The sequence below is a fragment of the Flavobacterium rhamnosiphilum genome, from assembly GCF_004349195.1.
Lineage (GTDB): Bacteria > Bacteroidota > Bacteroidia > Flavobacteriales > Flavobacteriaceae > Flavobacterium > Flavobacterium rhamnosiphilum.
In genome coordinates this window covers 139,531-165,860 of the sequence record NZ_SMLG01000007.1, presented here as the reverse complement: position 1 = coordinate 165,860, position 26,330 = coordinate 139,531, and the positions used below count along the sequence as shown (strand labels likewise).

Annotated in this window: 25 protein-coding genes; 22 read left to right on the top strand and 3 right to left on the bottom strand. The window is 34.0% G+C overall.

Annotated elements, in window-relative coordinates:
* Positions 1–20: 20 nt before the first annotated feature.
* Both E0I26_RS10960 and E0I26_RS10955 read right to left on the bottom strand, forming a co-directional pair.
* Complete coding sequence (locus tag E0I26_RS10960; RefSeq protein ID WP_131916517.1) at positions 21–503, bottom strand: GyrI-like domain-containing protein; 483 nt, start codon at positions 501–503, stop codon at positions 21–23.
* Between the two features lie 50 nt (positions 504–553).
* Entirely contained in the window at positions 554–988 is a 435-nt protein-coding gene (locus E0I26_RS10955; protein ID WP_131916516.1) for a GNAT family N-acetyltransferase, read from the bottom strand.
* 528 nt (positions 989–1,516) lie between these two features.
* On the opposite strand from E0I26_RS10955, the gene E0I26_RS10950 reads away from it, so the two are divergent.
* The 12 genes from E0I26_RS10950 to argH all read left to right on the top strand — a co-directional run bounded on the left by E0I26_RS10950 (position 1,517) and on the right by argH (position 14,042).
* A complete protein-coding gene (locus tag E0I26_RS10950) occupies positions 1,517–2,701 on the top strand; it encodes a hypothetical protein (RefSeq protein WP_131916515.1) in 1,185 nt (394 codons plus the stop codon).
* Between the two features lie 473 nt (positions 2,702–3,174).
* Positions 3,175–3,792, top strand: coding sequence for a GNAT family N-acetyltransferase (locus E0I26_RS10945; protein WP_131916514.1), 618 nt, complete (start codon positions 3,175–3,177; stop codon positions 3,790–3,792).
* Positions 3,793–3,924: 132 nt separating this feature from the next.
* Positions 3,925–5,118, top strand: a complete 1,194-nt coding sequence (locus E0I26_RS10940) for an argininosuccinate synthase (protein WP_131916513.1) — start codon at positions 3,925–3,927, stop codon at positions 5,116–5,118.
* Positions 5,111–6,088, top strand: a complete 978-nt coding sequence (gene argC / locus E0I26_RS10935) for an N-acetyl-gamma-glutamyl-phosphate reductase (protein ID WP_131916512.1) — start codon at positions 5,111–5,113, stop codon at positions 6,086–6,088. The genes E0I26_RS10940 and argC overlap by 8 nt, the downstream gene beginning before the upstream one ends.
* Positions 6,089–6,163: 75 nt before the next feature.
* Positions 6,164–7,300, top strand: a complete 1,137-nt coding sequence (locus E0I26_RS10930) for an aspartate aminotransferase family protein (RefSeq protein WP_131916511.1) — start codon at positions 6,164–6,166, stop codon at positions 7,298–7,300.
* 88 nt (positions 7,301–7,388) lie between these two features.
* Positions 7,389–8,585: a glutamate-5-semialdehyde dehydrogenase gene (locus E0I26_RS10925; RefSeq protein ID WP_131916510.1), complete on the top strand. Its 1,197-nt coding sequence runs from the start codon at positions 7,389–7,391 to the stop codon at positions 8,583–8,585.
* A 66-nt stretch (positions 8,586–8,651) separates the two neighbouring features.
* A complete protein-coding gene (locus E0I26_RS10920; protein ID WP_131916509.1) occupies positions 8,652–9,083 on the top strand; it encodes a DUF6998 domain-containing protein in 432 nt (143 codons plus the stop codon).
* 2 nt (positions 9,084–9,085) lie between these two features.
* Entirely contained in the window at positions 9,086–9,847 is a 762-nt protein-coding gene (gene proB, locus E0I26_RS10915) for a glutamate 5-kinase (RefSeq protein WP_131916508.1), read from the top strand.
* A gap of 73 nt (positions 9,848–9,920) precedes the next feature.
* The gene (locus tag E0I26_RS10910) at positions 9,921–10,868 is read left to right on the top strand and encodes an N-acetylornithine carbamoyltransferase (protein ID WP_131916507.1); all 948 of its coding nucleotides are present in this window, start codon (positions 9,921–9,923) and stop codon (positions 10,866–10,868) included.
* Positions 10,858–11,643: an acetylglutamate kinase gene (gene argB / locus E0I26_RS10905; protein WP_131916506.1), complete on the top strand. Its 786-nt coding sequence runs from the start codon at positions 10,858–10,860 to the stop codon at positions 11,641–11,643. Before E0I26_RS10910 ends, argB begins: the two co-directional genes overlap by 11 nt.
* Entirely contained in the window at positions 11,640–12,710 is a 1,071-nt protein-coding gene (locus tag E0I26_RS10900; protein WP_131916505.1) for a M20 family metallo-hydrolase, read from the top strand. Before argB ends, E0I26_RS10900 begins: the two co-directional genes overlap by 4 nt.
* A gap of 51 nt (positions 12,711–12,761) precedes the next feature.
* Entirely contained in the window at positions 12,762–14,042 is a 1,281-nt protein-coding gene (argH, locus tag E0I26_RS10895) for an argininosuccinate lyase (protein ID WP_131916504.1), read from the top strand.
* Between the two features lie 81 nt (positions 14,043–14,123).
* Here argH and ytxJ read toward each other — a convergent pair whose 3' ends face one another.
* Positions 14,124–14,513 (bottom strand): bacillithiol system redox-active protein YtxJ, encoded by a 390-nt coding sequence (ytxJ, locus tag E0I26_RS10890; RefSeq protein WP_131916503.1) that lies wholly within the window; start codon positions 14,511–14,513, stop codon positions 14,124–14,126.
* Positions 14,514–14,656: 143 nt separating this feature from the next.
* Here ytxJ and clpB point away from each other — a divergent pair, with 143 nt between their 5' ends.
* The 10 genes from clpB (at position 14,657) to E0I26_RS10840 (ending at position 26,317) form a co-directional block, all read left to right on the top strand.
* On the top strand, positions 14,657–17,260 hold the full coding sequence (gene clpB / locus E0I26_RS10885) for an ATP-dependent chaperone ClpB (RefSeq protein ID WP_131916502.1): 2,604 nt from the start codon (positions 14,657–14,659) through the stop codon (positions 17,258–17,260).
* A 685-nt stretch (positions 17,261–17,945) separates the two neighbouring features.
* Positions 17,946–18,359, top strand: a complete 414-nt coding sequence (locus E0I26_RS10880) for a hypothetical protein (RefSeq protein ID WP_131916501.1) — start codon at positions 17,946–17,948, stop codon at positions 18,357–18,359.
* 799 nt (positions 18,360–19,158) lie between these two features.
* The gene (locus E0I26_RS10875) at positions 19,159–20,028 is read left to right on the top strand and encodes a DUF808 domain-containing protein (protein WP_131916500.1); all 870 of its coding nucleotides are present in this window, start codon (positions 19,159–19,161) and stop codon (positions 20,026–20,028) included.
* Positions 20,029–20,766: 738 nt separating this feature from the next.
* A complete protein-coding gene (locus E0I26_RS10870; protein ID WP_165929438.1) occupies positions 20,767–21,414 on the top strand; it encodes a helix-turn-helix domain-containing protein in 648 nt (215 codons plus the stop codon).
* 72 nt (positions 21,415–21,486) lie between these two features.
* Positions 21,487–23,124, top strand: a complete 1,638-nt coding sequence (locus E0I26_RS10865) for a S41 family peptidase (RefSeq protein ID WP_131916498.1) — start codon at positions 21,487–21,489, stop codon at positions 23,122–23,124.
* Positions 23,121–24,011: a clan AA aspartic protease gene (locus E0I26_RS10860; protein WP_131916497.1), complete on the top strand. Its 891-nt coding sequence runs from the start codon at positions 23,121–23,123 to the stop codon at positions 24,009–24,011. Before E0I26_RS10865 ends, E0I26_RS10860 begins: the two co-directional genes overlap by 4 nt.
* Entirely contained in the window at positions 24,001–24,495 is a 495-nt protein-coding gene (locus E0I26_RS10855) for a DUF4199 domain-containing protein (protein WP_131916496.1), read from the top strand. Before E0I26_RS10860 ends, E0I26_RS10855 begins: the two co-directional genes overlap by 11 nt.
* A gap of 213 nt (positions 24,496–24,708) precedes the next feature.
* Positions 24,709–24,954: a hypothetical protein gene (locus tag E0I26_RS10850; protein ID WP_131916495.1), complete on the top strand. Its 246-nt coding sequence runs from the start codon at positions 24,709–24,711 to the stop codon at positions 24,952–24,954.
* Positions 24,954–25,247 carry a type II toxin-antitoxin system RelE/ParE family toxin gene (locus E0I26_RS10845; protein WP_235831760.1) on the top strand — a complete coding sequence of 98 codons (294 nt, stop codon included), beginning with the start codon at positions 24,954–24,956 and terminating at the stop codon, positions 25,245–25,247. Before E0I26_RS10850 ends, E0I26_RS10845 begins: the two co-directional genes overlap by 1 nt.
* Before the next feature lie 182 nt (positions 25,248–25,429).
* The gene (locus E0I26_RS10840; protein ID WP_131916493.1) at positions 25,430–26,317 is read left to right on the top strand and encodes a carbon-nitrogen hydrolase; all 888 of its coding nucleotides are present in this window, start codon (positions 25,430–25,432) and stop codon (positions 26,315–26,317) included.
* Positions 26,318–26,330 lie beyond the last annotated feature (13 nt).

The window sequence follows — 26,330 nt, the reverse complement described above, 5'->3', positions numbered from 1 at the left end:
TAAAATTATGAGGATTATCTTTATTCAAAATCCGTTTTCAATGGTAAATAAATATCTATTATTGAGTTTGGTTTGTTCCACTGAAAACGATAATCATATTTTTCAAAATGAATAAATCCAGTCTTATTATGTGTTTCTATTGTCAAAGTTGAATTTGGCAAAATATTCTTATAAATGATGTAAAATGTTTCTTTGATCGCTTGCATATTGCCTTTATGCGTAAAAATTTCATACGCACCTTTTGGAATTTCTTTGTACAAAAAATGGTCCGGAAAAATCTGTTCAAGCTTAGGAATTGCCGTCAAATAAAAATACTTTTCGGCCTTTTTGTATGTAATTCCAAACTTTTCCCAATTCCCGTCTTTTTGAATCAGATTGTATTTCTTCAATTCTTGATTAAACAATTTCCAATGATTTTGAATGATAAAAAAATTGTCAGTTTGAGAATTTGTCAACTCAATTTCAAGTCCAAAAGTCTGAATGTTTTTTTCAATAATTTTCATTCGGTTGTGCGGTTTCCTGAGCTTTAAATTTTATTTGTTTTTAGAAATATTTACAAATTTATTCTCATATGATTGTGTCGAATACCTGCTTCCTCAAATGGCTCATCATAAATTTCAAAACCAAGTTTTCGGTAAAATTCATTTGCGTATTCTCTAGAATGACAAGTCACTTCTTTAATTCCTTGTCGCTTACAAAATTCTAACAACTCAATAACTAAAAGTTTGCCTATACCTTTACCTTGCAAATTGGTATCTACTGCCATTTGCATTAGTTGAACTTTTTCTTTTGTGCTGTCAATTGGTACCAAAATAACACAACCTAAAAGATGGTCATTTTCAATTGCTACAAAATGCCAAGCCTTATCATCGTTCATTTCCCAAGCATTGTCAGGTATTCCAATAGGCCTAAGTAAAATTTTATTTCGTAATTCTCTTTCTAATTGATAAAGAGGATCCAAAATTGTTATTTGTTTTATTTCTAACATATTCTATTTTAAATTTTATTTTTTGTCTGTCTACAAAATGACTCACAATCTCGGTTCTCCCGAAGCGTCGGGATAAAAACCTTCAAATGAATGTCATTTTGCTAATCAGAAAGTAAATGTATGGGATTTAAACTACAATTAAAATTCTTTCCAGAAAAAGTCATTGGATCGTTCTTAAAAGACTAAGGCTTGTCTCCTATGATACGTCAAGCCAAATGCATTAGTTAATCTTTGTGTCTTTAGATTAACTCATGGCAGTTTTAGCCCAGATAGCAGTGGAAAGCTTTATGTAGTGGAAGGATTGTTTTTTGTTGTCCTGAAAGAGCGACCAGCGGAAGCTCTTTTTAGGACTTACAAAAACATCCTGAAACAAATAAACTTGCAACGGATAACTGGATTGGCTCCTGAAAATATTTCCCAAAAGTGTTATTTAGTCTATGGAAAGAAAAAAAACTCTAAAAAATTTTATATTTTTGAGCCACTGTAAAAACCTACAAATTTATTTAGGTTTGCTAAAAGATATCGTTTATGAAGAAAATTACTTCCCTGCTCCTATTATTGTTTTTCGTTTATTCCTGCGGTGTAAAACAAACCCAAAATTTATTGAGTTCCGGAAATTATGATGAAGCCATAAATAATGCCGTTTCGAATTTGCGTACCAATAAAGATAAAAAGGGCAAACAGGATTATGTTTACTTGCTTGAAGAGGCTTTCGCCAAAGCAAAAGAACGGGATTTGAATGCCATAAACTTATTGGCAAAAGATGCGAATCCGGCACAATTGGAAAAAATGTACAACACGTATTTACAATTGAATGGGCGTCAGGAAAAAATCAAACCTTTACTCCCTTTGAAACTACTCAAAGAAGGCAGAAATGCAATTTTCCCATTTGACAATTATAATGACCAAATCATTGACAGCAAAAATGCCTTATCAGCTTATTTGTATGCCAATGCAAAAAAATTGATGGGAACGTCTGACAAGATGAATTTCCGTAAGGCTTATGATGATTTAAATTATTTGAATCAGATAACCCCAAATTACAAAAACGTTTTGCAACTCATGGATGAAGCAAAATTCAAAGGTTCTGATTATGTTTCGGTTTACACCAAAAACGAAACCAACATGATTATTCCGGTTCGTCTGCAAAATGATTTATTGGATTTTAGTACCTATGGACTAAACGACAAATGGACTGTTTACCACAGCAACAAACAAAAAGGAATTGATTATGATTATGGAATGATAATCAATTTTAGACATATTTATATTTCACCGGAGCAAATCAAAGAAAGAGAGTTTGTAAAAGATCGTATCATAAAAGATGGTGTCAAAAAACTAATTGATGCCAACGGAAAGGAAGTTTTGGACGAAAAAGGCAAAGTGGTGATGGTGGATAATATGAGAAATGCAACGGTACGCATTTATGAATTCAGACAGTTTAAATCCTGTCAAATTACAGCTAAAGTAGATTATATCAATTTTAGAAGCAACCAATTATTACAATCTTTTCCAATAACAAGTGAATTTATTTTCGAAAATATCTATGCCACTTATAAAGGAGACCGACGCGCTTCTGACGATAATTATTACTCTTATTTTGACAAAAGAGCAGTAGCTTTTCCTAGCAACGAACAGATGGTTTATGATACCGGAGAAGATTTGAAAGCCAAAATAAAAGATATTATTAGCAGAAACAGATTTAGAAACTAATCAATATCAAAGCAATACTATTTCACTAAACTCCTTGATACATAAACCTATCAAGGAGTTTTTTAATTTAAAAAATCAACAATACATTAAAATTTTGTTACAAAACACAAAATTAGTGTTGTGTTATAAAAATATGTGTACTTTTGCACCAATGAATAAAACAAGTTTACATATAACTTCTTTGTCTCGGACAAACAGACCTACTACTTCTCCCGAAGTACGGATGCTATAACTATAGTACCCAAAAGCTGTTTCGTATTTTTATTCATTTTTCATTTTTTCCGTTTTGAAATTACCACTATTTTCCATTGGAATACTATATTCCAAAATTATCATACCTTTATCACTAATATATTGTTATTCAATTTATTGGACTATAAATTCGTATTTTAATTTTTTAATTCAAGGGACAGAGAATGTATTTCAGAACAAAATTGCAACTCATTTTATAACTCAAAAATTCAGCTCTTGAAATGAATATATCTATAATTATAACTCAGGAAGAACATTATAAATATTCGCAGGAAATATGCGATACTATTGAGCAATCAGCCTTGTTGAGAGGTACTGGTATTGCCAAAAGAACTCCTGAATACATCCAAAAAAAGATGGAAAACAAGGATGCCATTATCGCATTGGACAACGGGAAATTTGCCGGTTTTTGCTATATCGAAAGTTGGCAGCATGGGAAGTTTGTGGCACATTCAGGATTAATAGTTCATCCTGATTACAGAAATTTAGGTTTGGCAAAACAAATCAAATCAAAAGTTTTTGACTATTCATTAGAAAAATATCCAGAGGCTAAAGTATTTGGAATCACGACTGGTTTGGCGGTAATGAAAATCAATTCTGATTTAGGCTATAAACCTGTTCCTTTTTCAGAATTGACCAGCGATCCAAGTTTTTGGAAAGGATGCCAAACCTGTACCAATTACGAAATCCTAAAAAGTAAAGACAATAAAATGTGTTTGTGCACCGGAATGCTTTATGATCCTAAAGAAAAACCTAAAGATCCGCCTAAACATCCGTTTAATGTCAGAGTGTTAAATAGATTAAAATCAATCAAAGAAGCCTTGTTCTTAAAAAAATAATCCCCTCCCCAGCCCTCCCCGAAGGGGAGGGAGCCAAGGAGAGAGAGAAAAAACACAAATAAAAATTCCCCTTTGCCAGTTTCGGCTCCCCCTCCTTCGGAGGGGGCTGGGGGGAGGAAAAAAACAATAATCATGAAAAAAGTTGTATTAGCTTATAGTGGAGGATTAGACACCTCATATTGCCTAAAATATTTAAAAAACGAAAAAGGATATGAAGTTCATACCGTTCTTATAAATACTGGCGGGTTTGATGAAGAGGAATTAAATGCCATTGAAGAAAGAGCCTACGAATTAGGAAGTGCACAACATGCAAATCTTACTATCGTAGATAAATATTATGATAAAGCCATTAAATATTTGATTTATGGAAATGTATTAAAAAACAATACGTATCCATTATCCGTAAGTGCAGAACGTGTTTTTCAAGCTATCGAAGCGATTAAATATGCGAAATCTGTTGGTGCTGAAGCGATTGCTCACGGAAGTACTGGTGCAGGAAATGACCAAATTCGTTTTGATTTGATTTTTCAAACCATTGCTCCCGAAATTGAGATCATCACTCCTATCCGTGATTTGAAATTATCAAGACAGGAAGAAGTTGCGTATCTGCAAGCCAATGGCGTTGAATATTCTTGGGAAAAAGCACAATATTCCATCAATAAAGGACTTTGGGGAACTAGCGTAGGCGGAAAAGAAACATTGACTTCAAACCTTCCGTTACCAAGCGAAGCCTATCCTTCGCAATTACAAAAAGAAGGAGAAGAGAAAGTGACCTTGCATTTTGAAAAAGGGGAATTAGTAGGAATCAATAATAAAATGGATACTCCAGTAAAAAATATCGTTGTTCTTGAAAAACTGGCAAGTGCTTTTGCAATTGGCAGAGATATTCATGTGGGTGATACTATAATCGGAATTAAAGGAAGAGTTGGTTTTGAAGCTGCTGCGCCTTTAATCATTATCAAAGCGCACCATTTATTAGAAAAACATACGCTTGGAAAATGGCAACAATATTGGAAAGAACAACTAGGAAACTGGTACGGAATGTTGTTTCATGAAGGACAATTTCTTGATCCTGTGATGAGAAATATCGAGACTTTCCTAGAAGACACTCAAAAAACAGTAAATGGAACGGTAACAGTATCATTGAAACCGTATCATTTTTCGCTTGACGGAATAGAATCTGAAAATGATTTGATGAATACCGGTTTTGGTCAATATGGAGAAATGAATAACGCTTGGACATCAGATGATGCCAAAGGATTTATCAAAATTCTTGGAAATGCCCAGAACATATTTTCATCTGTAAATAAACTGACACATGATTAATATTGGAATAATTGGTGGTTCGGGTTACACAGCGGGGGAACTCATCAGAATATTGATGTTTCATCCCAATGCTACACTTGATTTTGTTTACAGCACAACAAACGCTGGAAAACCACTTTCGGTTGCGCATCATGATTTGATGGGCGATATCGAAATGAATTTTACAGACACGGTAAATCCGAATGTGAATGTAGTTTTCCTTTGCTTAGGTCATGGAAAATCGAAATCATTTTTAGAACAAAATCAATTTGCAAGCCATACCAAAATTATCGATTTAGGAAATGATTTCAGATTGATTAAAGACAAAGAGTTCGATAATAAATCTTTCGTTTACGGTTTGCCTGAATTGAATAAAGCGGTTATCAAAAACGCTCAATTTATCGCTAATCCAGGTTGTTTTGCAACCGCAATTCAACTGGCATTATTGCCTTTGGCTAAAAACGAAATGCTTACAACCGACGTTCATATCAATGCCACAACCGGAAGTACTGGCGCTGGTGTTCAGCCATCAGAAACGACGCATTTTAGTTGGAGATCGAACAATATGTCGCATTATAAAGCTTTTGAACATCAACATTTGGGCGAAATAAACCAAAGTGTCAACCAATTACAGGCGGACTATACAAACGAATTGATTTTTGTACCCAACAGAGGTGATTTTGCGAGAGGGATTTTCGCCACATTATACACAACAATCGAAGAAAACTTGGAAGATGTAGTGGCGAAATATGAAGCTTTTTACAAAGATCAACCTTTCGTAACTGTTACTACCACTGGAATCAACATGAAACAAGTGGTTCAAACGAACAAGTGTATTATTAGTTTAATGAAAAAAGGAAACCGGTTATTGATTACTTCTGTAATTGATAATTTAACAAAAGGAGCCTCAGGTCAAGCCATACAAAACATGAATTTAATGTTTGGATTGGATGAAACCACAGGATTACATTTGAAACCAAGCGGGTTCTAGATGTTTATTTGGTTAATCGTTAATTCGGTTAATCGATTAAACAAATAACCCATTAACCGATTAAACTTAAAAAAAATGAATTTATTTGACGTTTACCCATTATACAACATCACTCCTGTAAAAGCACTGGATTGTACTATTACAGATGAAAAAGGAGTGGAATATTTAGATTTATACGGTGGTCATGGAGTAATTTCCATTGGACACACCCAACCGGAATATGTTGCCAAACTAAAAAATCAATTGGATAATATTGGTTTTTATTCCAATGCGATTCAGAATCCATTGCAAGTAGAATTAGCAGAAAAACTAGGGAAACTTTCGGGATTGGAAGACTATACTTTATTCTTATGCAGTTCTGGAGCTGAAGCCAATGAAAATGCCTTGAAATTAGCCTCTTTTCACAACAATAAATCGCGTGTAATTACTTTTGATAATTCCTTTCACGGAAGAACCTCGGCGGCAGTTGCGGTTACAGATAACAAAAAAATTGTTGCGCCAATCAATGCACAACAAATTGTTACTTTTTTACCATTGAATAATATCGAGTTGGTAGAAAACGAACTAAAAAAAGGAGATGTTTCTTCTGTTATTATTGAAGGAATTCAAGGAGTTGGCGGTTTAGACCAAGGAACAACTGAATTTTTCCAGGCATTAGAAAAACTATGTGCAGCATACGATGCGGTTTTGATTTTGGACGAAGTGCAATCAGGATACGGAAGAAGCGGAAAGTTTTTTGCACACCAACATCATAACATCAAAGCAGATATTATTTGTCTGGCGAAAGGAATGGGTAACGGTTTTCCTATTGGCGGAATCTTGATTTCTCCAAAATTTACAGCGAGTTATGGATTATTGGGAACTACTTTTGGTGGAAACCATTTGGCATGTGCCGCTGGGATTGCTGTTTTGGATGTGATTGAAAGCCAAAAATTAATGGATAACGTAAATGACGTTTACGCCTATTTTTTAGAAGCAATCAAACAAGTTCCTGAAGTGATCAAAGTAAAAGGAAGAGGATTAATGCTGGGTGTAGAATTTGATTTTGACGTAAGTACACTTCGTAAAAAAATGATCATGGACAAACATATTTTTACAGGAAATGCTAATAATAAAAACTTATTGAGAATTCTTCCTCCATTGACAATCAAGAAGGAAGCAATCGACAACTTTATTATAGCTTTAAAAGAAACATTGGCAGAATTGAAATGATTTTTTAAACATATAAGTCATATAAGCTCTTAAACTTATATGATTTATATGTTTAGATTTTTTTTCTAAAATATTAAACCAAAAACTAATGAACCACTTATTACCAATAGAAAAACGAAATTCAGTTTTAAGTCGTATGGCCGAACTTCTCGAACAAGAAAGAGCTAATCTTAAAACTATAAATCAACAGGATTTAAATAATTATTCTGGAGATGACTTGGCCATGGAAAAACGTTTATTGGTTGATGATTCCAAAATTGACGGCATGATTTTATCCTTGCAGCAATTAGCAAGTCAAGAAGATCCTATTGGCGTTGAACGTTTTAATTTCGACCACGAAAACGGAATGAAAATCATCAATAAAACAGCGGCTTTTGGAACCATAATGATCATTTATGAATCCAGACCCGATGTTACTGTTGAAGCGGGCGGAATCGCTTTTAAATCCGGAAATAAAATTTTATTGAAAGGCGGAAAAGAATCTTTACAGTCCAACTTGAAAATTGTGGAATTGTGGCATCAAGCCTTAACAGCAAACAATATTACTACAGAATGGGTGGAATACTTAAATTACAATCGGGAAGAAACGCAAAAATTCTTAGAAAAACCAACACAAAAGGTGGATTTAATCGTTCCTCGTGGTGGTGAGAAATTGATTGCTTTTGTGAAAAAACACGCCACTTGTCCAGTAATTATTAGCGGAAGAGGAAATAATTTTGTGTATGTAAATAAGGAAGCTGATTTAAAAAAAGCACTTGCTATCATAATTAACGGAAAAACCTCAAACATATCGGTTTGCAATGCTTTAGATAAAGTTTTAATTGATGCTAATCTTGAAAATTGGGAAGCTTTTGCTGCAACTATAATTCAGGAATTACAACAAAGAAACGTTACGGTTTTGGGAGATGAAAGTATTTCAAAGGCAACAAACGTTCCTCAGATTGAATCGGATTTAATTTGGTATGAAGAGTTTTTAGATTATAAAATTGTTATTGGAACAACAAATTCGGATCAAGAAGCGATTGATAAAATAAATAAATATTGTGGAGGGCATTCGGCTTCGATAATCACAAAAAATGATGCAATTGCCCAGGAATTCATGGAAAATGTAGATACGGCAGCCGTATATCAAAACGCCTCTACCCGATTCACTGATGGAGGACAATTTGGTTTAGGAGGAGAGTTGGCAATAAGCACGGACAAATTACACCAACGTGGACCAATTGGTTTGCAACATTTAGTTACTAATAAATGGTATATTTACGGAAATGGACAAATCAGGTAAAAAAGATTTTTGATTGCAGATTAACGATTTTTGATTGCAGATTGAAAGTAGAAAAAATAAAAACTTATGTTGACAAAAATTCAAATCGGAATTTTATACCAAAAATATTTGGATATTATTAAATTAGAAACAATTGAATTGGGTTGTGCACCAACAGAAGTAAGACATTTAATAGGAAGACTTGGAGAGTTTTTTTGTGCCTTGGAAACTAATGGAACATTAGCAAAAGAAACTAATCAACATGGTTTTGACGTTATTTCAGAAAATGGTAGAAGAGTTAGTGTTAAAACTACTGCGCAAACAAGTGGTTTCGTTGCAATAAATAAAAAAACTTTAAATAAAGTTGATGATTTAATGATTCTGCAATACATAAACAATGAATTACAAATCATTTATTTTGACAAAATAGAAAATGCCACTAACAATTGTAGAACTTGGAATGATAATTTTGAATTAGATATATCTCGAGCAAAAAAAATGACTCAGAATAAAGAATAAAAATGGCTAAAAAAAGGATTTTATTAAAGTTAGGAAGCAATACGTTAACCAAAGAAACCAATCACATTTCAAGAGGAAAGATTGAAGATATTGGAATACAAATAGCCGCTTTACAGGACGATTACGAGTTTATCATTGTGAGTTCCGGTGCGATTGCTGCAGCCAAACAATTTGTAAAACTGGAAAATCAAGACAAAGATGTTTTTGTAAAACAAGCGTTGGCGTCTATTGGTCAGCCTCATTTGATGCGGATTTATCATGAAAACTTCAGCGATTTGGGATTATTAATTTCGCAATGTTTGCTTTCGTATTCTGATTTCGAAAAAGAACAATCCAAAGTAAATATTGTTAACACCATCAATGTGTTAGTCAAAAATAATTACATTCCGATTATCAATGAAAATGATACGGTGGCTACGGATGAGATTCGGTTTGGCGATAATGACAAATTAGCCGCTTTAACGGCCGTTTTATTAAATGTTGACATTCTGATCATTGCTACCAATACAAACGGGATTTACACCAAAGCATCTATCAATGATGCCGTTCCTGAAACCATTTCTTTGGTAACCGATTTAAAAGTATTGGAAAAAGAAATTGGGGATTCTAAATCCTCGCACGGAACCGGCGGAATGCAATCTAAAATAGAAGCTTCGGCAATTGCCAAAAACGCTACTATCGAAACTTGGATTGTCAATGGATTGGAAGACAATTTTATTTTCAAGGCTTTAAAAAACGAAATACCTTTTACTAAAATAATTTAATTCGAATATTGGATTTTTAGATTGTTAGATTTTTGGACAATTCATAATTCATAATTCATAATTCACAACTACAATGAACTACATATCCATACAAAACATAGATTCACTCAACAAATGGGTGAAACAAGCGTTAAAAATCAAAAAGAAACCACTTAAAAACAAAAAACTGGGTAAAAACAAAACCTTGGGAATGTTATTTTTTAATTCCAGTTTGAGAACGCGTTTAAGCACACAAAAAGCCGCTTTAAATTTGGGAATGAACGTCATGGTAATGAATTTTACCAGTGAAGGCTGGACGCTTGAATTTGAAGACGGAGCCATCATGAACTCTAGTGCTTCGGAACATATTAAAGAAGCTGCTGCGGTAGTTTCTCAATATTGCGATATTATTGCCATCAGAGCTTTTGCCGGATTGATTGACAAAGAAAAAGACAATGCTGAAATCGTACTTTCCGGTTTCTTGAAATACGCAACCGTTCCTGTTGTTAATATGGAAAGTGCGACAGGACATCCATTACAATCGCTGGCAGATGCTATAACTATGGCGGAACACAAAACAGAACACAGACCAAAAGTGGTTTTAACTTGGGCGCCACATCCTAAAGCATTACCTCAGGCAGTTCCTAATTCGTTTGTGGAAATGATGCAGTTACAAGATGCAGACTTTGTCATTACACATCCCGAAGGCTACGAATTGAATCCAGAAATCACGAAAGATTCCAAGATTGAATACGACCAGGATAAGGCTTTTGAAAACGCTGATTTTATTTATGCCAAAAACTGGAGCAATTACAAGGAATACGGAAAAATTACCAATTCGGATCCAAATTGGACTGTTACCGCAGATAAAATGAAACTGACCAACAATGCCAAATTTATGCACTGTTTGCCGGTAAGACGTAATGTAATTGTTACCGATGAAGTGATTGACAGCGAAAATTCAATTGTTATCGAACAAGCCAACAATAGAACTTATGCCGCACAATTAGTGTTGCAAAAAATATTGGAAAATGGAAAATAAAAAACCGGTAACGCTAATAAAAATTGGTGGAAACATTATTGATAATCCAACGGAATTAGAACAGTTTTTATTTGATTTTTCTAAGATTGAAGGCTATAAAATACTCGTTCATGGCGGTGGAAAATCAGCTACCAAAATGGCCGAGAGCATTGGTTTAGTTCCTCAAATGATTGATGGAAGACGTATTACCGATGCCGCTATGCTTGATGTAGTTGTGATGATTTATGCAGGTCAAATCAACAAAAGTATTGTTGCTCAATTGCAAGCAAATTCAACCAATGCAATGGGTTTTTCTGGGGCTGATGGGAATTTAATTCAATCGGATAAAAGAAACCACCCAACCATCAATTATGGTTTTGTGGGCGATGTGAAAAAAGTGAACACACAATTATTGGAAACATTGCTTTCAAACGCTATCGTTCCTGTATTTTGTGCGATTACGCACGATGGAAAAGGACAATTATTAAACACAAATGCGGACACCATTGCCAGTGAATTAGCGATTGCTTTATCAGAAGTTTTTGATGTCACTTTAAATTATTGCTTCGAAAAACCGGGCGTTTTATATAATGCCGAAGACGACTCTTCAGTAATCGAGAACATCAATCAAGAATTATATTCCAAATTAAAAGCCGAAAAAGCCATACATTCTGGTATGATTCCTAAATTAGACAACTGTTTCAATAGTTTGTCCAAGGGAGTTCAAAAAATAAAAATTGGTCATCACAGAATGTTGCAAGACATGACCGCATTGCACACTACAATTACACTATGAAGAGTATAGAAACCCTTACACAAGAAGCCATTACGCTATTAAAATCGCTGATTGAAACGCCTTCGTTTTCGAGTAAAGAAGACAAAACAGCACTTTTAATCGAAAATTGGTTTACACAAAATAGTATTCCTTTCGAAAGAGAAAACAATAATGTTTGGGCTTTCAACAAGTATTTTGACAAAACTAAACCCACACTTTTACTCAATTCGCATCACGATACGGTAAAACCAAATCAAGGATATACAAACGATCCTTTTGAAGCCATCGTAAAAGACGGTAAACTATTCGGATTAGGAAGTAACGATGCAGGAGGTTGCTTGGTTTCGCTTTTAGCTACTTTTGTTCATTTTTATTCGGATGAAAATCTGCCTTACAATATTGTCATCGTAGCTTCTGCCGAAGAAGAAAGCAGTGGAAAAAATGGATTAAACAGCGTACTGAAACATTTACCGGAACTGGAATGTGCTATTGTTGGAGAACCTACTTTGATGCAATTGGCCGTAGCCGAAAAAGGTTTATTAGTACTCGATGTCATCGTAAAAGGCACTGCCAGTCACGCTGCACACAACAATCCTGACAATCCTATTTACAATGCAATGCCAGTGATTGAATGGTTCAAAACCTATCAATTCGATAAAATATCCGAAGTTTTGGGACCCGTAAAAATGACGGTAACACAAGTAAGTGCAGGAAAACAACACAATGTAGTTCCGGCGGAATGTCATTTGGTTGTCGATATCAGGGTGAATGATTGTTATAGCAATCCCGAAATTTTAGAAACCGTAAAACGCAATTTGACTGCCGAAGTCAATCCGCGTTCAATGCATTTAAATGCTTCTTCTATTCCCGTTTCACACGGATTAGTGCAAGCCGGAATCGCATTGGGAAGAACAACCTACGGCTCGCCTACCCTTTCGGATCAATCGGTTTTGAGTTGCCAATCCTTGAAATTAGGACCCGGTGAAACCCTGCGGTCACACTCCGCAGACGAATTTATATTTATAAATGAAATAGAAGAAGGAATCCAATTGTATATCAAAATACTAACTGATTTTTTCAAACAATAAAAACAAACCCTATCAGGGTTAAAACCCTGATAGGGTTAAAATATATATCTTATGAAACTTTGGGAAAAAGGAATACCAACCGATAAGCAAATTGAACATTTCACCGTTGGAAACGACAGAGAACTGGATTTAGTTTTGGCAAAATATGATGCTTTAGGTTCTATAGCACATGCAAAAATGCTGGGACAAATCGGGCTTTTAACAGACTCCGAAACCGTTTCTTTGGTTTTGGCTTTGGAAGAAATAATAAAAGATGTTGAAAACGGAAAATTCGAAATCGAAGACAGCTTTGAAGACGTGCATTCCAAAATTGAATATTTGCTAACGGTAAAACTTGGCGACGCCGGAAAAAAAATCCATACCGCCCGTTCTCGTAATGACCAAGTTTTAGTAGACGTTAATTTATATCTGAAAGATGTCGTTAAAGAATTAAAAGAGCAAGTAAAAAGCCTTTTTGATTTGCTAATAGAATCAGCAGAGAAACATCAAAATGTGTTGTTACCAGGTTACACGCACCTTCAAATTGCTATGCCGTCATCTTTCGGAATGTGGTTTTCCGCTTACGCCGAAACATTGATTGATGATATAACGATGTTGAATGCCGCTTTGAAAATTGTGGACCAAAACCCATTAGGCTCGGCTGCAGGTTACGGAAGTTCATTTCCAATCAACAGAACATTCACGACGAAGGAATTGGGTTTTGAAACTTTAAAATTCAATTCGGTAGCGGCACAAATGAGCCGTGGAAAATCAGAAAAGACAGTCGCTTTTGCCATGAGTAGCGTGGCAGCAACTTTGGCGAAGTTCTCGATGGATGTTTGTTTATACATGAGTCAGAATTTTGATTTTATCACTTTGCCCTCGCATCTTACAACAGGTTCGAGCATCATGCCACACAAGAAAAACCCAGATGTATTTGAGTTAATTCGTGGTAAATGCAACAAAATTCAAGCGTTACCATACGAAATCACTTTAATCACCAACAACCTTCCAAGTGGCTACCACAGGGATTTGCAATTGCTGAAAGAAGGATTGTTTCCAGCGATTCAAAACCTAAAAGCGTGTTTGGATATCGCGATTTTTGCGATTAAAGATATTAAAGTAAAAGAGCATATATTAGACGATAAAAAATACGATTATTTGTTTACAGTAGATTCCTTAAACGAAATGGTGGTTGCCGGAATGCCGTTTAGAGATGCGTATAAAGCGGTTGCTGAGCAATTAGAAAACGGTACATTTCAATCTCCAAAAGAAACCAAACATACGCACGAAGGAAGTATTAACAACCTTTGTTTGGATGCAATTAAAAATAAAATGAAAGATTCTTATTAATTCAAAACCAAAATAGTTGTTACAAAAAAATCCATTCATACGAATGGATTTTTTTATATTTCAAATTTAAACTGTTGGTTCTTATACCTTTTTACTTAATTCTTCCGCATCAATATCGCTATGGGAAACATTGTAAATGGCTTTTCCTTCTTTTATTACTATCAATTGTGGGGATTGATGTGTTACTTCAAAACGATCCGCAATGGCATTAGAAATATCGCGATATGCTATTAAATCTAAAAAATATGGCGTAACTTTATCTGATATATTGAACTCATTTTCAAATTGTTTCAGCGCCATCCTACTTACGCTGCATCGAGTACTGTGTTTAAAAATTGCTACCGGTTTTTCATTCGAAATAGCGATAATTTCATTCAGTTGCCCTAAATCGGTTAGTTCATTCCAGTTGATTTTGTTTTCATTTAAATCCTTGTCGTCTGAACTATTAAACATATTTTTAAAAAAACTCATAAATGTCTTATTTTAAGATATTTTGACTTTGAAATATGATAAAAATCATGAAATTTCTGTCAATTTGTCTGTATTATTGTATTGGAATATATATTGAATATTGATTCGCAAAGTTAGCTAAATAACATAAACAATATAAAATCATGAACATAAATAAATTTACGATAAAATCTCAAGAAGCCATTCAGCTTTCTCAGCAATTGGCACAAAGTTTAGGTCAGCAACAGATTGAAAACGAACATATTTTTAAAGCAATTTTTGAAGTTGACGAAAATGTGGCGCCATTTATTTTGAAAAAACTCAACGTAAATGTGCCGTTATTTCTTCAAATTCTGGAAAGCACTATTCAGAGTTTCCCAAAAGTTTCCGGCGGAGAAATTATGCTGTCCAGAATTGCTAACACCTCACTAAACGAAGCGGAAATTATTGCAAAAAAAATGAATGATGAATTCGTTTCTATTGAGCATTTAATTTTAGCGATTTTTGATTCTAAAAGTAAAGCGGCCCAAATATTAAAAGACCAAGGCGTTACCGGAAAAGGGTTGAAAGCTGCTATCGATGAATTACGAAAAGGAGAAAGAGTAACATCTGCTTCTGCTGAAGAAACTTATAATTCTTTAAATAAATATGCCAAAAATCTAAACGAGTTAGCTCGCAACGGGAAACTCGATCCAGTGATTGGGCGCGATGAGGAAATTCGACGCGTATTGCAAATTCTAACCCGTAGAACTAAAAATAATCCGATGTTGGTTGGTGAACCCGGAGTTGGTAAAACTGCCATTGCCGAAGGTTTAGCGCACAGAATTGTAGATGGTGATGTTCCAGAAAACCTGAAAGATAAAATCGTGTTTTCTCTTGATATGGGGGCGCTGATTGCCGGAGCTAAATACAAAGGGGAATTTGAAGAAAGACTCAAATCGGTGGTGAAAGAAGTGACTGCTGCCGAAGGGGACATTGTCTTATTCATTGACGAAATTCACACACTCGTGGGTGCTGGAGGTGGTGAAGGCGCTATGGATGCGGCAAACATTCTGAAACCGGCTTTGGCTCGTGGAGAATTACGCGCTATTGGAGCAACCACATTAGACGAATATCAAAAATATTTTGAGAAAGACAAAGCGCTCGAAAGACGTTTCCAAAAAATAATGGTTGAAGAACCGGATACCGAAAGTGCCATTTCAATATTGCGCGGTATCAAAGAAAAATACGAAACGCACCATAAAGTCCAAATAAAAGACGAAGCCATTATTGCTGCTGTAGAACTGTCTCAACGCTATATTACCAATCGCTTCCTTCCAGACAAAGCCATTGATTTAATGGACGAAGCCGCTTCAAAATTAAGAATGGAAATTAATTCAAAACCCGAAGAATTGGATGTTTTGGATAGAAAAGTCATGCAATTAGAAATTGAAATTGAGGCTATCAAAAGAGAAAAAGACGAAAGTAAACTCAAAGTTTTAGGAATGGATTTGGCCAATCTTAAAGAAGAGAGAAACGAAATTTTCGCCAAATGGAAATCCGAGAAAGATGTGGTTGATAACATTCAAGCGGTGAAAACGGAGATAGAGGATTTTAAATACGAAGCCGAACGTGCCGAGCGTGAAGGTGATTATGGGAAAGTAGCCGAAATTCGTTATGGAAAAATCAAAGAAGCCCAAGAACGATTGGATATTTTATTAAAACAATTGCAGGAAAATCAATCCGGAACTTCATTGATAAAAGAAGAGGTAACCCGTGAAGACATTGCAGAAGTGGTTGCCAAATGGACCGGAATCCCAGTCATGAAAATGCTACAGGGAGAAAGAGAAAAATTATTGAAACTCGAAGATGAGTTGCATCATAGAGTTGTAGGACAAGAAGAAGCCATTCAAGCGGTAAGTGATGCTGTGCGCAGGAGCCGTGCCGGATTACAAGACATGAAAAAACCAGTTGGTACTTTTCTTTTCCTAGGAACTACAGGAGTTGGGAAAACAGAATTGGCGAAAGCCCTGGCCGAATATCTATTTGATGATGAAAATGCGATGACCAGAATTGATATGAGTGAATACCAAGAGCGCCACAGTGTGAGCCGATTGGTTGGTGCGCCTCCAGGATATGTAGGGTATGATGAAGGCGGACAGTTGACGGAAGCCGTTCGTAGAAAACCCTATTCCGTAATCTTGCTGGATGAGATTGAAAAAGCGCATCCGGACACCTTTAATATCTTGTTACAAGTCTTGGATGAAGGAAGATTGACGGATAACAAAGGGCGTTTGGCTGATTTCAAAAACACCATTATCATCATGACTTCCAATATGGGAAGCCAGATTATTCAGGAGAAATTCGAAAATTTGAAAGGAAGTATGGAAGCGGCCACTGAGGCAGCAAAAGTGGAAGTATTGGGTTTATTAAAACAAACGGTACGCCCGGAATTCATTAACCGTATTGACGAAATAGTAATGTTTACACCGCTTACCAATGAAAATATTACCAAAATTGTAGGTTTACAACTAAAAAGCGTGACTAAAATGCTAGCGCTGCAAGGCATCACCATGGACGCAACTCCAGAAGCCATTGCCTATTTATCCGAAAAAGGTTATGATCCTCAATTTGGTGCCAGACCGGTAAAACGTGTGATTCAAAGAGACGTTTTAAACCAATTATCCAAAGAAATACTAGCCGGAAAAATCGCAACAGACAGCATTATTCTGTTGGATGCTTTTAATGGACAGTTGGTTTTTAGGAATCAAACAGAAATGGTCTCTTAATCCAAATACTTTAAATTTATGAAAACACCAGTCGAAAGGCTGGTGTTTTTTTTATGCAATATATTTTAGGAGCAACACATTTGTAAATTTTCATCAACATTGCCCCCGCTTCCCGATAATTATCGGGACACAGTATCTTTTGTCTCGTTTTGAGAACGAGATAAAAGGATACTGTTTCCCATCCCACCGTCTGGACACAAATATTTTATAAAAAAGTTTGACACAAATTTCACAAATTTTCACGAATTAATTCGCGTAAAGTCGAATCCAGAAGACTCAAGATAGGTTTGAGTTTCAGAAAAAAAGAAAAATCTGTGTAGATCTGTGTTATCTGTGTCCTATTTTAAACTTGTGTCCAGACGGTAGGCTCCCATCGGGGCTATAGGCAACTATCATTTTCACAATTATTTGTAGAATTATTTTCTAGTTTGCCATTCCGACGAAGGGGGGAATTTTCGCTCCGCATTCCATGATAAAAAACAACACTTATTTTCAACACAACTGATCGAATCAATAATACAGCTACCTTTTATATAGTATCCGCAAAGCCATCACATTAAAAACAGAAACACAAACTACTGATTCTCATATAATTAAAAACTAATGAAAATTATTTAACGTTTTAATAAGCAACCATGCCTGTTTATAAACATCTATAGTATAATTATAAACAAATAATTTTATTATGAAAAAATTCAAATTACAATCGATTCTATTCGTATTATTCGCAGCAACAGCATTAACTTCTTGTAGTAATGAAGATGATGCGCCAAGCGTTCCAGAACTGATTACAAAAAATGCTTTTGTAACAGAGGTAAAAGGTCCAACAACTGGAAAAGTAGATGAAACCATCACTGTGGATGTTGTCTTTATAGTGGATAATAGCTGTGGAGACTTCAATAAATTCATTGACGCGACAATAGGAACCGAAAAAGGCTTACAAGTACAAGCTAAATATTTATCTGATATTTGCGACAAAAAGGTACCGGACCCAAAAACAACAACCTATAAATTCAAATCGACGGTTAAAGGAAGTTATGATCTAAAATTCAGAAAATCTGAAACGGAGTTTATCAAACATACTATTGTTATTAACTAGTTTGTTTTAATGAAAGGACTACCCTTTTTACAAAGCCTAAGACTTTGAACAGCAATAGTCCCTTATTTAAATTAGTAAAACATCAGTTGCAAGACTGGTGTTTTTTTATGCGCTATTTTTTTAGGAGCAGAACGCTGGAATATTTTCATCACGAGTTGTCCCGCTGTCCGCAGTATCTTTTGAGTCCGCCAAAAAAGGCGAACTCAAAAGGATACTTGCTTCCATCGGGGCTAAATCAGAAATTTAGTATTTCAAAAAATTAATTTAACCCGTTGGGTGTAATTAGTTTTTAATTTTAATTTTCGTCAGTTCGAGGCTTAATTTTTTTACAAAAAAAGCAATATGAAATGACGTATTACGACTATCGTCAGACCATAAGCTTAAAAAACAAACACGAATTGCACTAATTTACACGAATCTATGTGGTTAATGCGGTTCGTGTAATAATTTCACGAACGAATTCGTGACAATTCGTGAAATTCGTGTTCAATTTAATCTTTACTATTTGTGTTTACAAAGTAGGTTTTATAACAGTTTTGAAAAAACGTCATTGGTAGTGATTTTCGTCAGAAAATCGTATCGAGAACAAGAAAATTTTGAATTAAAAACGGTTCTCGATACATTTTTTGTTCCGTTTTACTCCACAAAAAACACTCGAACTGACGTTTTGAATAATTACACCCAACGGGTTAATTTATAAATAAAAAAGTTTTAGCTTCGCACCAATAAACAAACAAAACGCGTTGATCAAATTTTGGCAAAGCAATACCAAAATCAACATCTTCCTAAAACAATCAAAATGGCATCAGGTTTTTTCGCACTATTAGATGATATCGCAGCAATTATGGATGATGTTGCAGTAATGAGTAAATTTGCAGCCAAAAAAACGGCCGGTATTTTAGGCGATGATTTAGCCGTAAATGCCGAAAAAGCGTCCGGATTTATTTCTTCAAGAGAACTCCCTGTATTATGGGCAATTGCAAAAGGTTCCTTCATAAATAAAGTAATCATTTTACCCATCGCCTTTCTATTAAGTGCTTTTTCACCATTGGCAATTATAATAATCTTAGTGCTTGGCGGACTTTATTTAGCCTACGAAGGCGCCGAAAAAATATATGAGTACTTCTTTCCCCATGAGCATTCCAAACACGAAATTTTAATGGAACCGTTGACCGAAGAAGAAATTTTAACTTTCGAAAAAGGAAAAATAAAATCAGCAATAGTAACCGATTTTATTTTATCAGTAGAAATCGTAATTATTGCGCTGGGCACCGTAATTGGGAAACCCATTTCATCACAAATTATGGTTGTTTCTATCATTGCAATAATAGCAACCGTTGGTGTTTATGGCATTGTAGCCCTAATTGTCCGAATGGATGAAGTAGGTTTAAAACTGATTCAACTGAGTACCAAAGAACGTAGTTTCTCAAAAACCATAGGGAATATACTGGTACAAGCGCTGCCAAAAGTCATTAAAAGTTTATCCGTTATAGGTACAATAGCTTTGATTTTAGTTGCTGGTGGCATATTTATACACAATATTGATTTTTTACATCATGTATTCCCCCAATTGCCCTCCATCGTTACAGAATTTTGTATCGGACTACTAATTGGAGGAATTGTTTTGGGAATTGTAACCCTATTCAAAAAGATAATTGGGAAAAAGTAAGCAACCCAAAATGGAACACACTTTAGCTGTATAAATAATTATAAAAAACTATGAAAACATCAGTCGAAAAGCTGGTGTTTTTTTTATACCGTACTGTTTTTTTTAGGAACAGCACATTTATGGGTTTTCATGACGAGTTGTCCCGCTTCCCGATAATTATCGGGACGCAGTATCTTTTTTAAACGCAACCCTTTCAGAGTTCAAAACTCTGATTGGGTTAAAAGCGTTTATAAAAAGGATACTTGCTTCCATCGGGGCTAAGTGATAACGAACTTTTTCCAGAAGAAAGGTAGCACAAAACAAAATGCTTAATTAATGATTAAATCTTTTTAGCAATTTCCAAATGAAGAAAAACAACAACTAAATCAAAAAACAATTTTAATAATTTGTAGTATATTATTTATATCTTAGCGAAACTATAAAAAGGCTATTTTTGGTATAAAGCCACCCAAAAATAAGTGGATGGAGCCACTTTATGGTTGATATACAAGTTATATGCTGTTTTAAAAAACTCTCGTCCTAAAATAGGTTGGCTAAAAATTAAACACCTTTAGTGAAAAATGGACAGATTTAGATTTATTAAATAGAATGAAAACGAAGATAGTTTACCCGAAAAACCCCTTATTAAAAGAATTTATTCAATATTTTTTATTTATAACTAAAAGTGATAATGAGATTATAAGTCAGTTGTGTTATCCAAATACCAATCATTGCCTTAGTTTAATTAAAGGAGGAGAAATGGTCGAATTAAATACGAACGAATACAGTATTTCACCCTCAACAAAAGATAGTAGTTACTTAACAGGTATTTACAAGCAACCTATAAAGATAACCACAAAACAACCATATCAAGAGTTATGTATAAACTTTAAGCCAATGGGTTTAGAGGTTATTTTCGGAGAGAACCTTTCACAAAACATTTTTAAGAACAATATATTGAGTGAAAACAAAAATTGGGCACCACTTTTTGAAATAGCATTTAGCAATAACTCGATAGAAATTATTCAAAATGAAATTGAAAGTTTTTTTATTTCTATTTTACGAGATGAAATGTTATCCAATAGTTTATTATTTAACGAAACCATACAGGCGAATGAAATAGAGGAATTAAATGATTTGTTATGCAAAAGCTATCGTTCAACACATAGATACTTTGTAAATCAATTGCAAACTACTCCTAAAGAATATTTGCAAATACGAAAAGTTAGAGAAGCAATGTTGTTAATTTTAAAAAATATTCCGTTAATTGAAATTGCTTTTTTATTAAATTTTACAGACCAATCACATTTTATTAAAACATTCAAAAAATACACCAACATAACTCCTTCTCAATTTAAACAAACTAGTTCTCAGGTTGATAATACGCTAATTTGGAATATCACCTAAAATACTTGGCAGATTTTTACAATTTTCATTGTTGAAGGAAATATACTTTTGTCTTTCACTAAAAATAAAGAAATGAAAATTTATGTAAGCCTATTGTTAACTGTAGTTTCAATATTGAGTTTTTCCAACATCAAAGCTCAAAACAGTCAGAAACCATCTAAATATCTCGAGGGTACACCTCAACTTACACACTCACAGATGTTAGTTGATTACGATTCATTAGTATCGTATGTAAATCAAGTAAGTCCAATTATTCAATTTAATAAAGAGGTAAGAAAAATTGACTTTAATAAACACGCTAAAATGCTTAAAAAGAGAATCACTTCAAAAACAAGTATGGAGGAATATCTTTTTTTGGTAGAAAAAACTTTAAATGTAGCACAAGACGGACACAGTGACAGATTAGGTAATTCGGGATTGGATGAAGTAAAAACAATTTTGATTCCAAAAGGCTTTGTAAAAGGATTAGAGACATTAGATTTACCACATAGTTATAAATACGAAAAATTCATAGGAGAGAACTTTTATACAAAGACAAAATTAGAGCTGGTGTATATTAATGGAGAATATTATAATCTACTGCCATTTTCTTATGATGGAAAAAGCTATCCTGCTACTATGAAACTAATAAGTTGTAATGGTAATGAAATTCACCAATTTGTTAAGAATATGGAAGAATTAATTTCTCCGCTAAGATGGGATAGGATTAACAAGAAAGTGTATCATGAAGACTTTTATACTGTTGGAGAAATATATAAAAATAACCATTTAAAATTAACCTTCGTTGACAATAACCAAGAAAAGAAAATAGTAACTATAGCTAAAGATGATACAGTTACTTTTCTAGAAGAGAAAAAAAATAATTTTGGATATAATAGTAGTACTGCTTCTGTAATTACACATTACTTTGAAAAAGAACAAATCTTTTATGGTAAAATACCTGTAATGAAGGAGAAACTTGGGGATACTTTAACCAAGCGTTTTCAAACTATAATAAACAAGTTTCCTGTAAAATCAATTGTATTGGATGTACGAGGAAATGGTGGTGGTAGTGATGCTACCTATGGAAATTTTTTAGGCAAAATACTAAAAGACACCATAAAAATGAACCTGACCGTTGGACGCATATTGAGCCCATTAAATTGTAAGTATTATGAAATTGATAAGGATTCCATTATTGAGTATGGTTTAAAATTAACGAAGGAAGGTCCAAAACTAAAAAATCTTAAAATGTTTTACAATATAATACCTAATTATAGTTTTTTCCATCCAGAAAAAGAAATTCTGCCTTTTAATGGTCCTGTTTATGTATTACAGGATAGATTTATTTTTTCTTCATCAAGTAATTTGTCAAGTTTAGCGTACAATAATAAACATTTAACTAGTATTGGTGAAATGCCTAATTTATTAGGAGGTATGCAAAACTCGCCAACAGTATTTTTCTTACCTCATAGCAAACTGCTTTTTAGAGTAGGGCCACAAATTGATTTTACGGATTGTAAGACTGTTGCTGATATTTTCCAAAACCAAGTAGAACATTTTGTAACGTACCCAATTGATTTTTTACACGAACGTACCACAACAAATGAAGATATATTTGGAAAAAATTTCTTACTGCAAAAAGATCCAATGTTTAAAAAGGTATTAGAGCTAGAACTTAAACAATACTTTGTAGAAACTTCAAATGCCATTTCCCAAAAAAAAATATGAAAGAAAAATTAGTAGTTTATTTTATACTTCTATACAGTAGTGTTTCAGCTCAAAAAACAATAATTAGCGACAGTATTCCTTTGACAATTAACGAGCAAAACACAATTTTTGTAAAGGCGATTTTCAATGAAAAAGACACACTAAATCTTAACTTTGATACAGGAACTACTGAACTGATTTTAACAAATAATGTGCTGAAGAATAAACTCAAATCTGCACCAAAACTTTATAATACTTTTTACAATTTAAAAATTGGAAACACAATTTATGCGACTAAAGTTTATGATGCAGAATTAACAGGACACGATACAGATGGAAGATTTGGTTGGGACATTTTCAAAGATAAAATTGTTGAAATAAATTATGACAAAAACCTACTGATTATCCATTCAATATTACCTGAAAACGTAGAAAAAGACACTAAGTTTACAAAGCTTAGTATTGATTTTTATGAAGATCTTTTTTTAGTTGAAAGCGAAATTAAACAATGTGGTGTCTCCAATAAAGAGCTTTTTCTATTTGATACCGGTTATCAAAGAACAGTAATGTTAGATAACGATTTATTAAAACAAGGGGAATTTCCAACCGAAAAAATGGAGGTTATAAAAAAAGTAATAATGAAAGGTGCACAAGGAAATGAAATTCCTGTTATTACTTCAAATTTAAAACTGCTGAAAATTGGAAAGTATAAACTAAAAAATGTTCCAATTCAACAATTAACGACAAATAAACCTTTGAAAAATAAAAATATTCATATTTTGGGTAATGAAGTTTTGAAAAGATTTAATTCATTTCTAGATTTTCAAAACAATGTTGTTTACCTAAAACCAAACCATTTATTTAACGACGAATACATTGACCAAAAAAACTATAATTATGATAAATAACATTTTCAAAAAAGGAATTTTAGGCGGAATAATAGTTTCTATTGTTATGACCTCGATGGTGTTTTATATGAAAGCCAATCCTGGACAAGAGCCCAATGCAATTATAGGTTTTATCAGTATGTTTTTGGCTTTTATCTTCGTAATACTTGGCATAAAACAAGAACGTGAAATCAATAATGGTGTAATCACTTTTGGAAAAGCATTCCTAACGGGCTTGAGTATTTCACTCGTCATTTCAACAATTTACGTTTTGGTTTGGCTTGTTATTTATTATAACTTTTTTCCTGATTTTATGGAAAAACACAGTGAAATGGTGCTAAAACACACCAATCCTGAAGAGCTTGCCGCAAAAACTACCGAAATGAATCAAATGAAAGAATGGTATAAAAATCCATTAATGATAATTTTACTAACTTATATGGAAATTTTACCAATAGGAATTGTAGTTTCCTTAATTGGTGCATTAATTTTAAAGAAAAAATAATTCCAAATGCAACCTAAAGGCTCTCCGAAGTCTCCTGACTTCGGATTAGTTATATTCAAAATATCCTAAACTTAGAGTCTTTCAGCAATAAAAAAACTATTATAAATTCAGGTTTCAAACAACTCTAAAAGTAGTTTGAGTTTAATTTGCCAAAAAAACAAAAAAAATATAAATCAAAATAACTACCTTTGAGAGACTAAAAACGATGGGATTATGGGAGCTTTAGAATTAAGAGACAGCATTTTAGAATCTATAAATACAGCCGATGAACGTCTTTTAAAAGTCGTTAAAGCTGTTATAGAAAGCTATCAAGAAGAGGAAATAGTGGCTTTTGCAGTTGACGGAAAACCAGTAACCAGAGCGATGTATAAATCAGAATTAGTCGAAGCAAAAGCAGAGATAAAAAGAGGAGAATATAGTACGCAGAAAGATTTAGAAAAAGAATCTGAGAATTGGTAGTGGATAAATTAAAAATTATCTGGACACATACAGCCAAAGCACAATTAAAAACTATTTTCGATTATTACAAGGGAAAATCAGCTCAAGGAGCAACAAATGTTAAAGATGATATTCTAAAAATAACCAGAGAACTTCATTATGCAGAACAATATCAGCAAGACGAAATAGAACCTGAATATAGAAGAATCATCATAAGAGATTATAAATTGCTCTACAAAGAGGAAGAAAAAGGAGTTGTATTTATAGCACGAATATTTTGTACTAAACAAAATCCAAATAAACAGTTAGAATAAAAAAGGGTCTATTTCGACTCTTTTTTTATGAAATAAATTTGCCCACAGCAGTTTAGTGACTTCAGAATAGTTCTTAAAAAATCCAATACGATACACAGACTATTTAAAACCTAAAAAAACACATTACCCCTATTTTCTACTCTTTATAAAATTCACTATTTTTGCAGTCTAAAATTTTAGTCATGCCAAACAAGAAATACAAAATAGCGGTCATTCAATTGAATCTTAATGATATTGCCGAAAACAACTTAAAAAAATGTTTAAGTTGGGTTCGCGATGCCGCCAACCTTGGTGCTGAAGTCATTTCGTTACCGGAATTATACAGCAGTCATTATTTCTGTCAAAGCGAAGATGTAGATAATTTTGCCTTGGCAGAACCTTTATACAGCACTTCATTTATTGCTTTTAGCGCTTTGGCAAAAGAATTAGGCGTGGTAATTATTGTTCCTTTCTTCGAAAAAAGAATGGCGGGAATCTACCACAACAGCGCATACATCATTGATACTGACGGATCAGAAGCAGGATTGTATCGCAAAATGCACATTCCGGATGATCCTCATTTTTATGAAAAATTCTATTTCACGCCAGGTGATTTGGGTTTCAAAACGATTCCAACCAAAAAAGGAAAAATCGGAACATTAATTTGTTGGGATCAATGGTATCCGGAAGCAGCTCGTTTAACAGCGTTGCAAGGTGCTGAAGTGTTGTTTTACCCAACAGCAATTGGTTGGCATCCAGCAGAAAAAGATGAATATGGTGTAAACCAACATGGCGCTTGGATGAGTGTAATGAAAGGACATGCGGTTGCAAATGGCGTTTATGTTGCAGCAGCAAATAGAATTGGTTTAGAGCAATACTTGCCAGATACGGCGGGAATTCAGTTTTGGGGATCTTCGTTTATTGCGGGACCACAAGGCGAAATTTTGGCGCAAGCCTCACACGACAAAGAAGAAATTCTGATTGCCGAAGTGGATTTAGATTTACAAGAAAATGTACGTCAGAATTGGCCGTTCTTTAGAGACCGAAGAATTGACGCTTTTGGTGATATCACAAAAAGAGCGATTGACTAAATCGTCTTTCCAT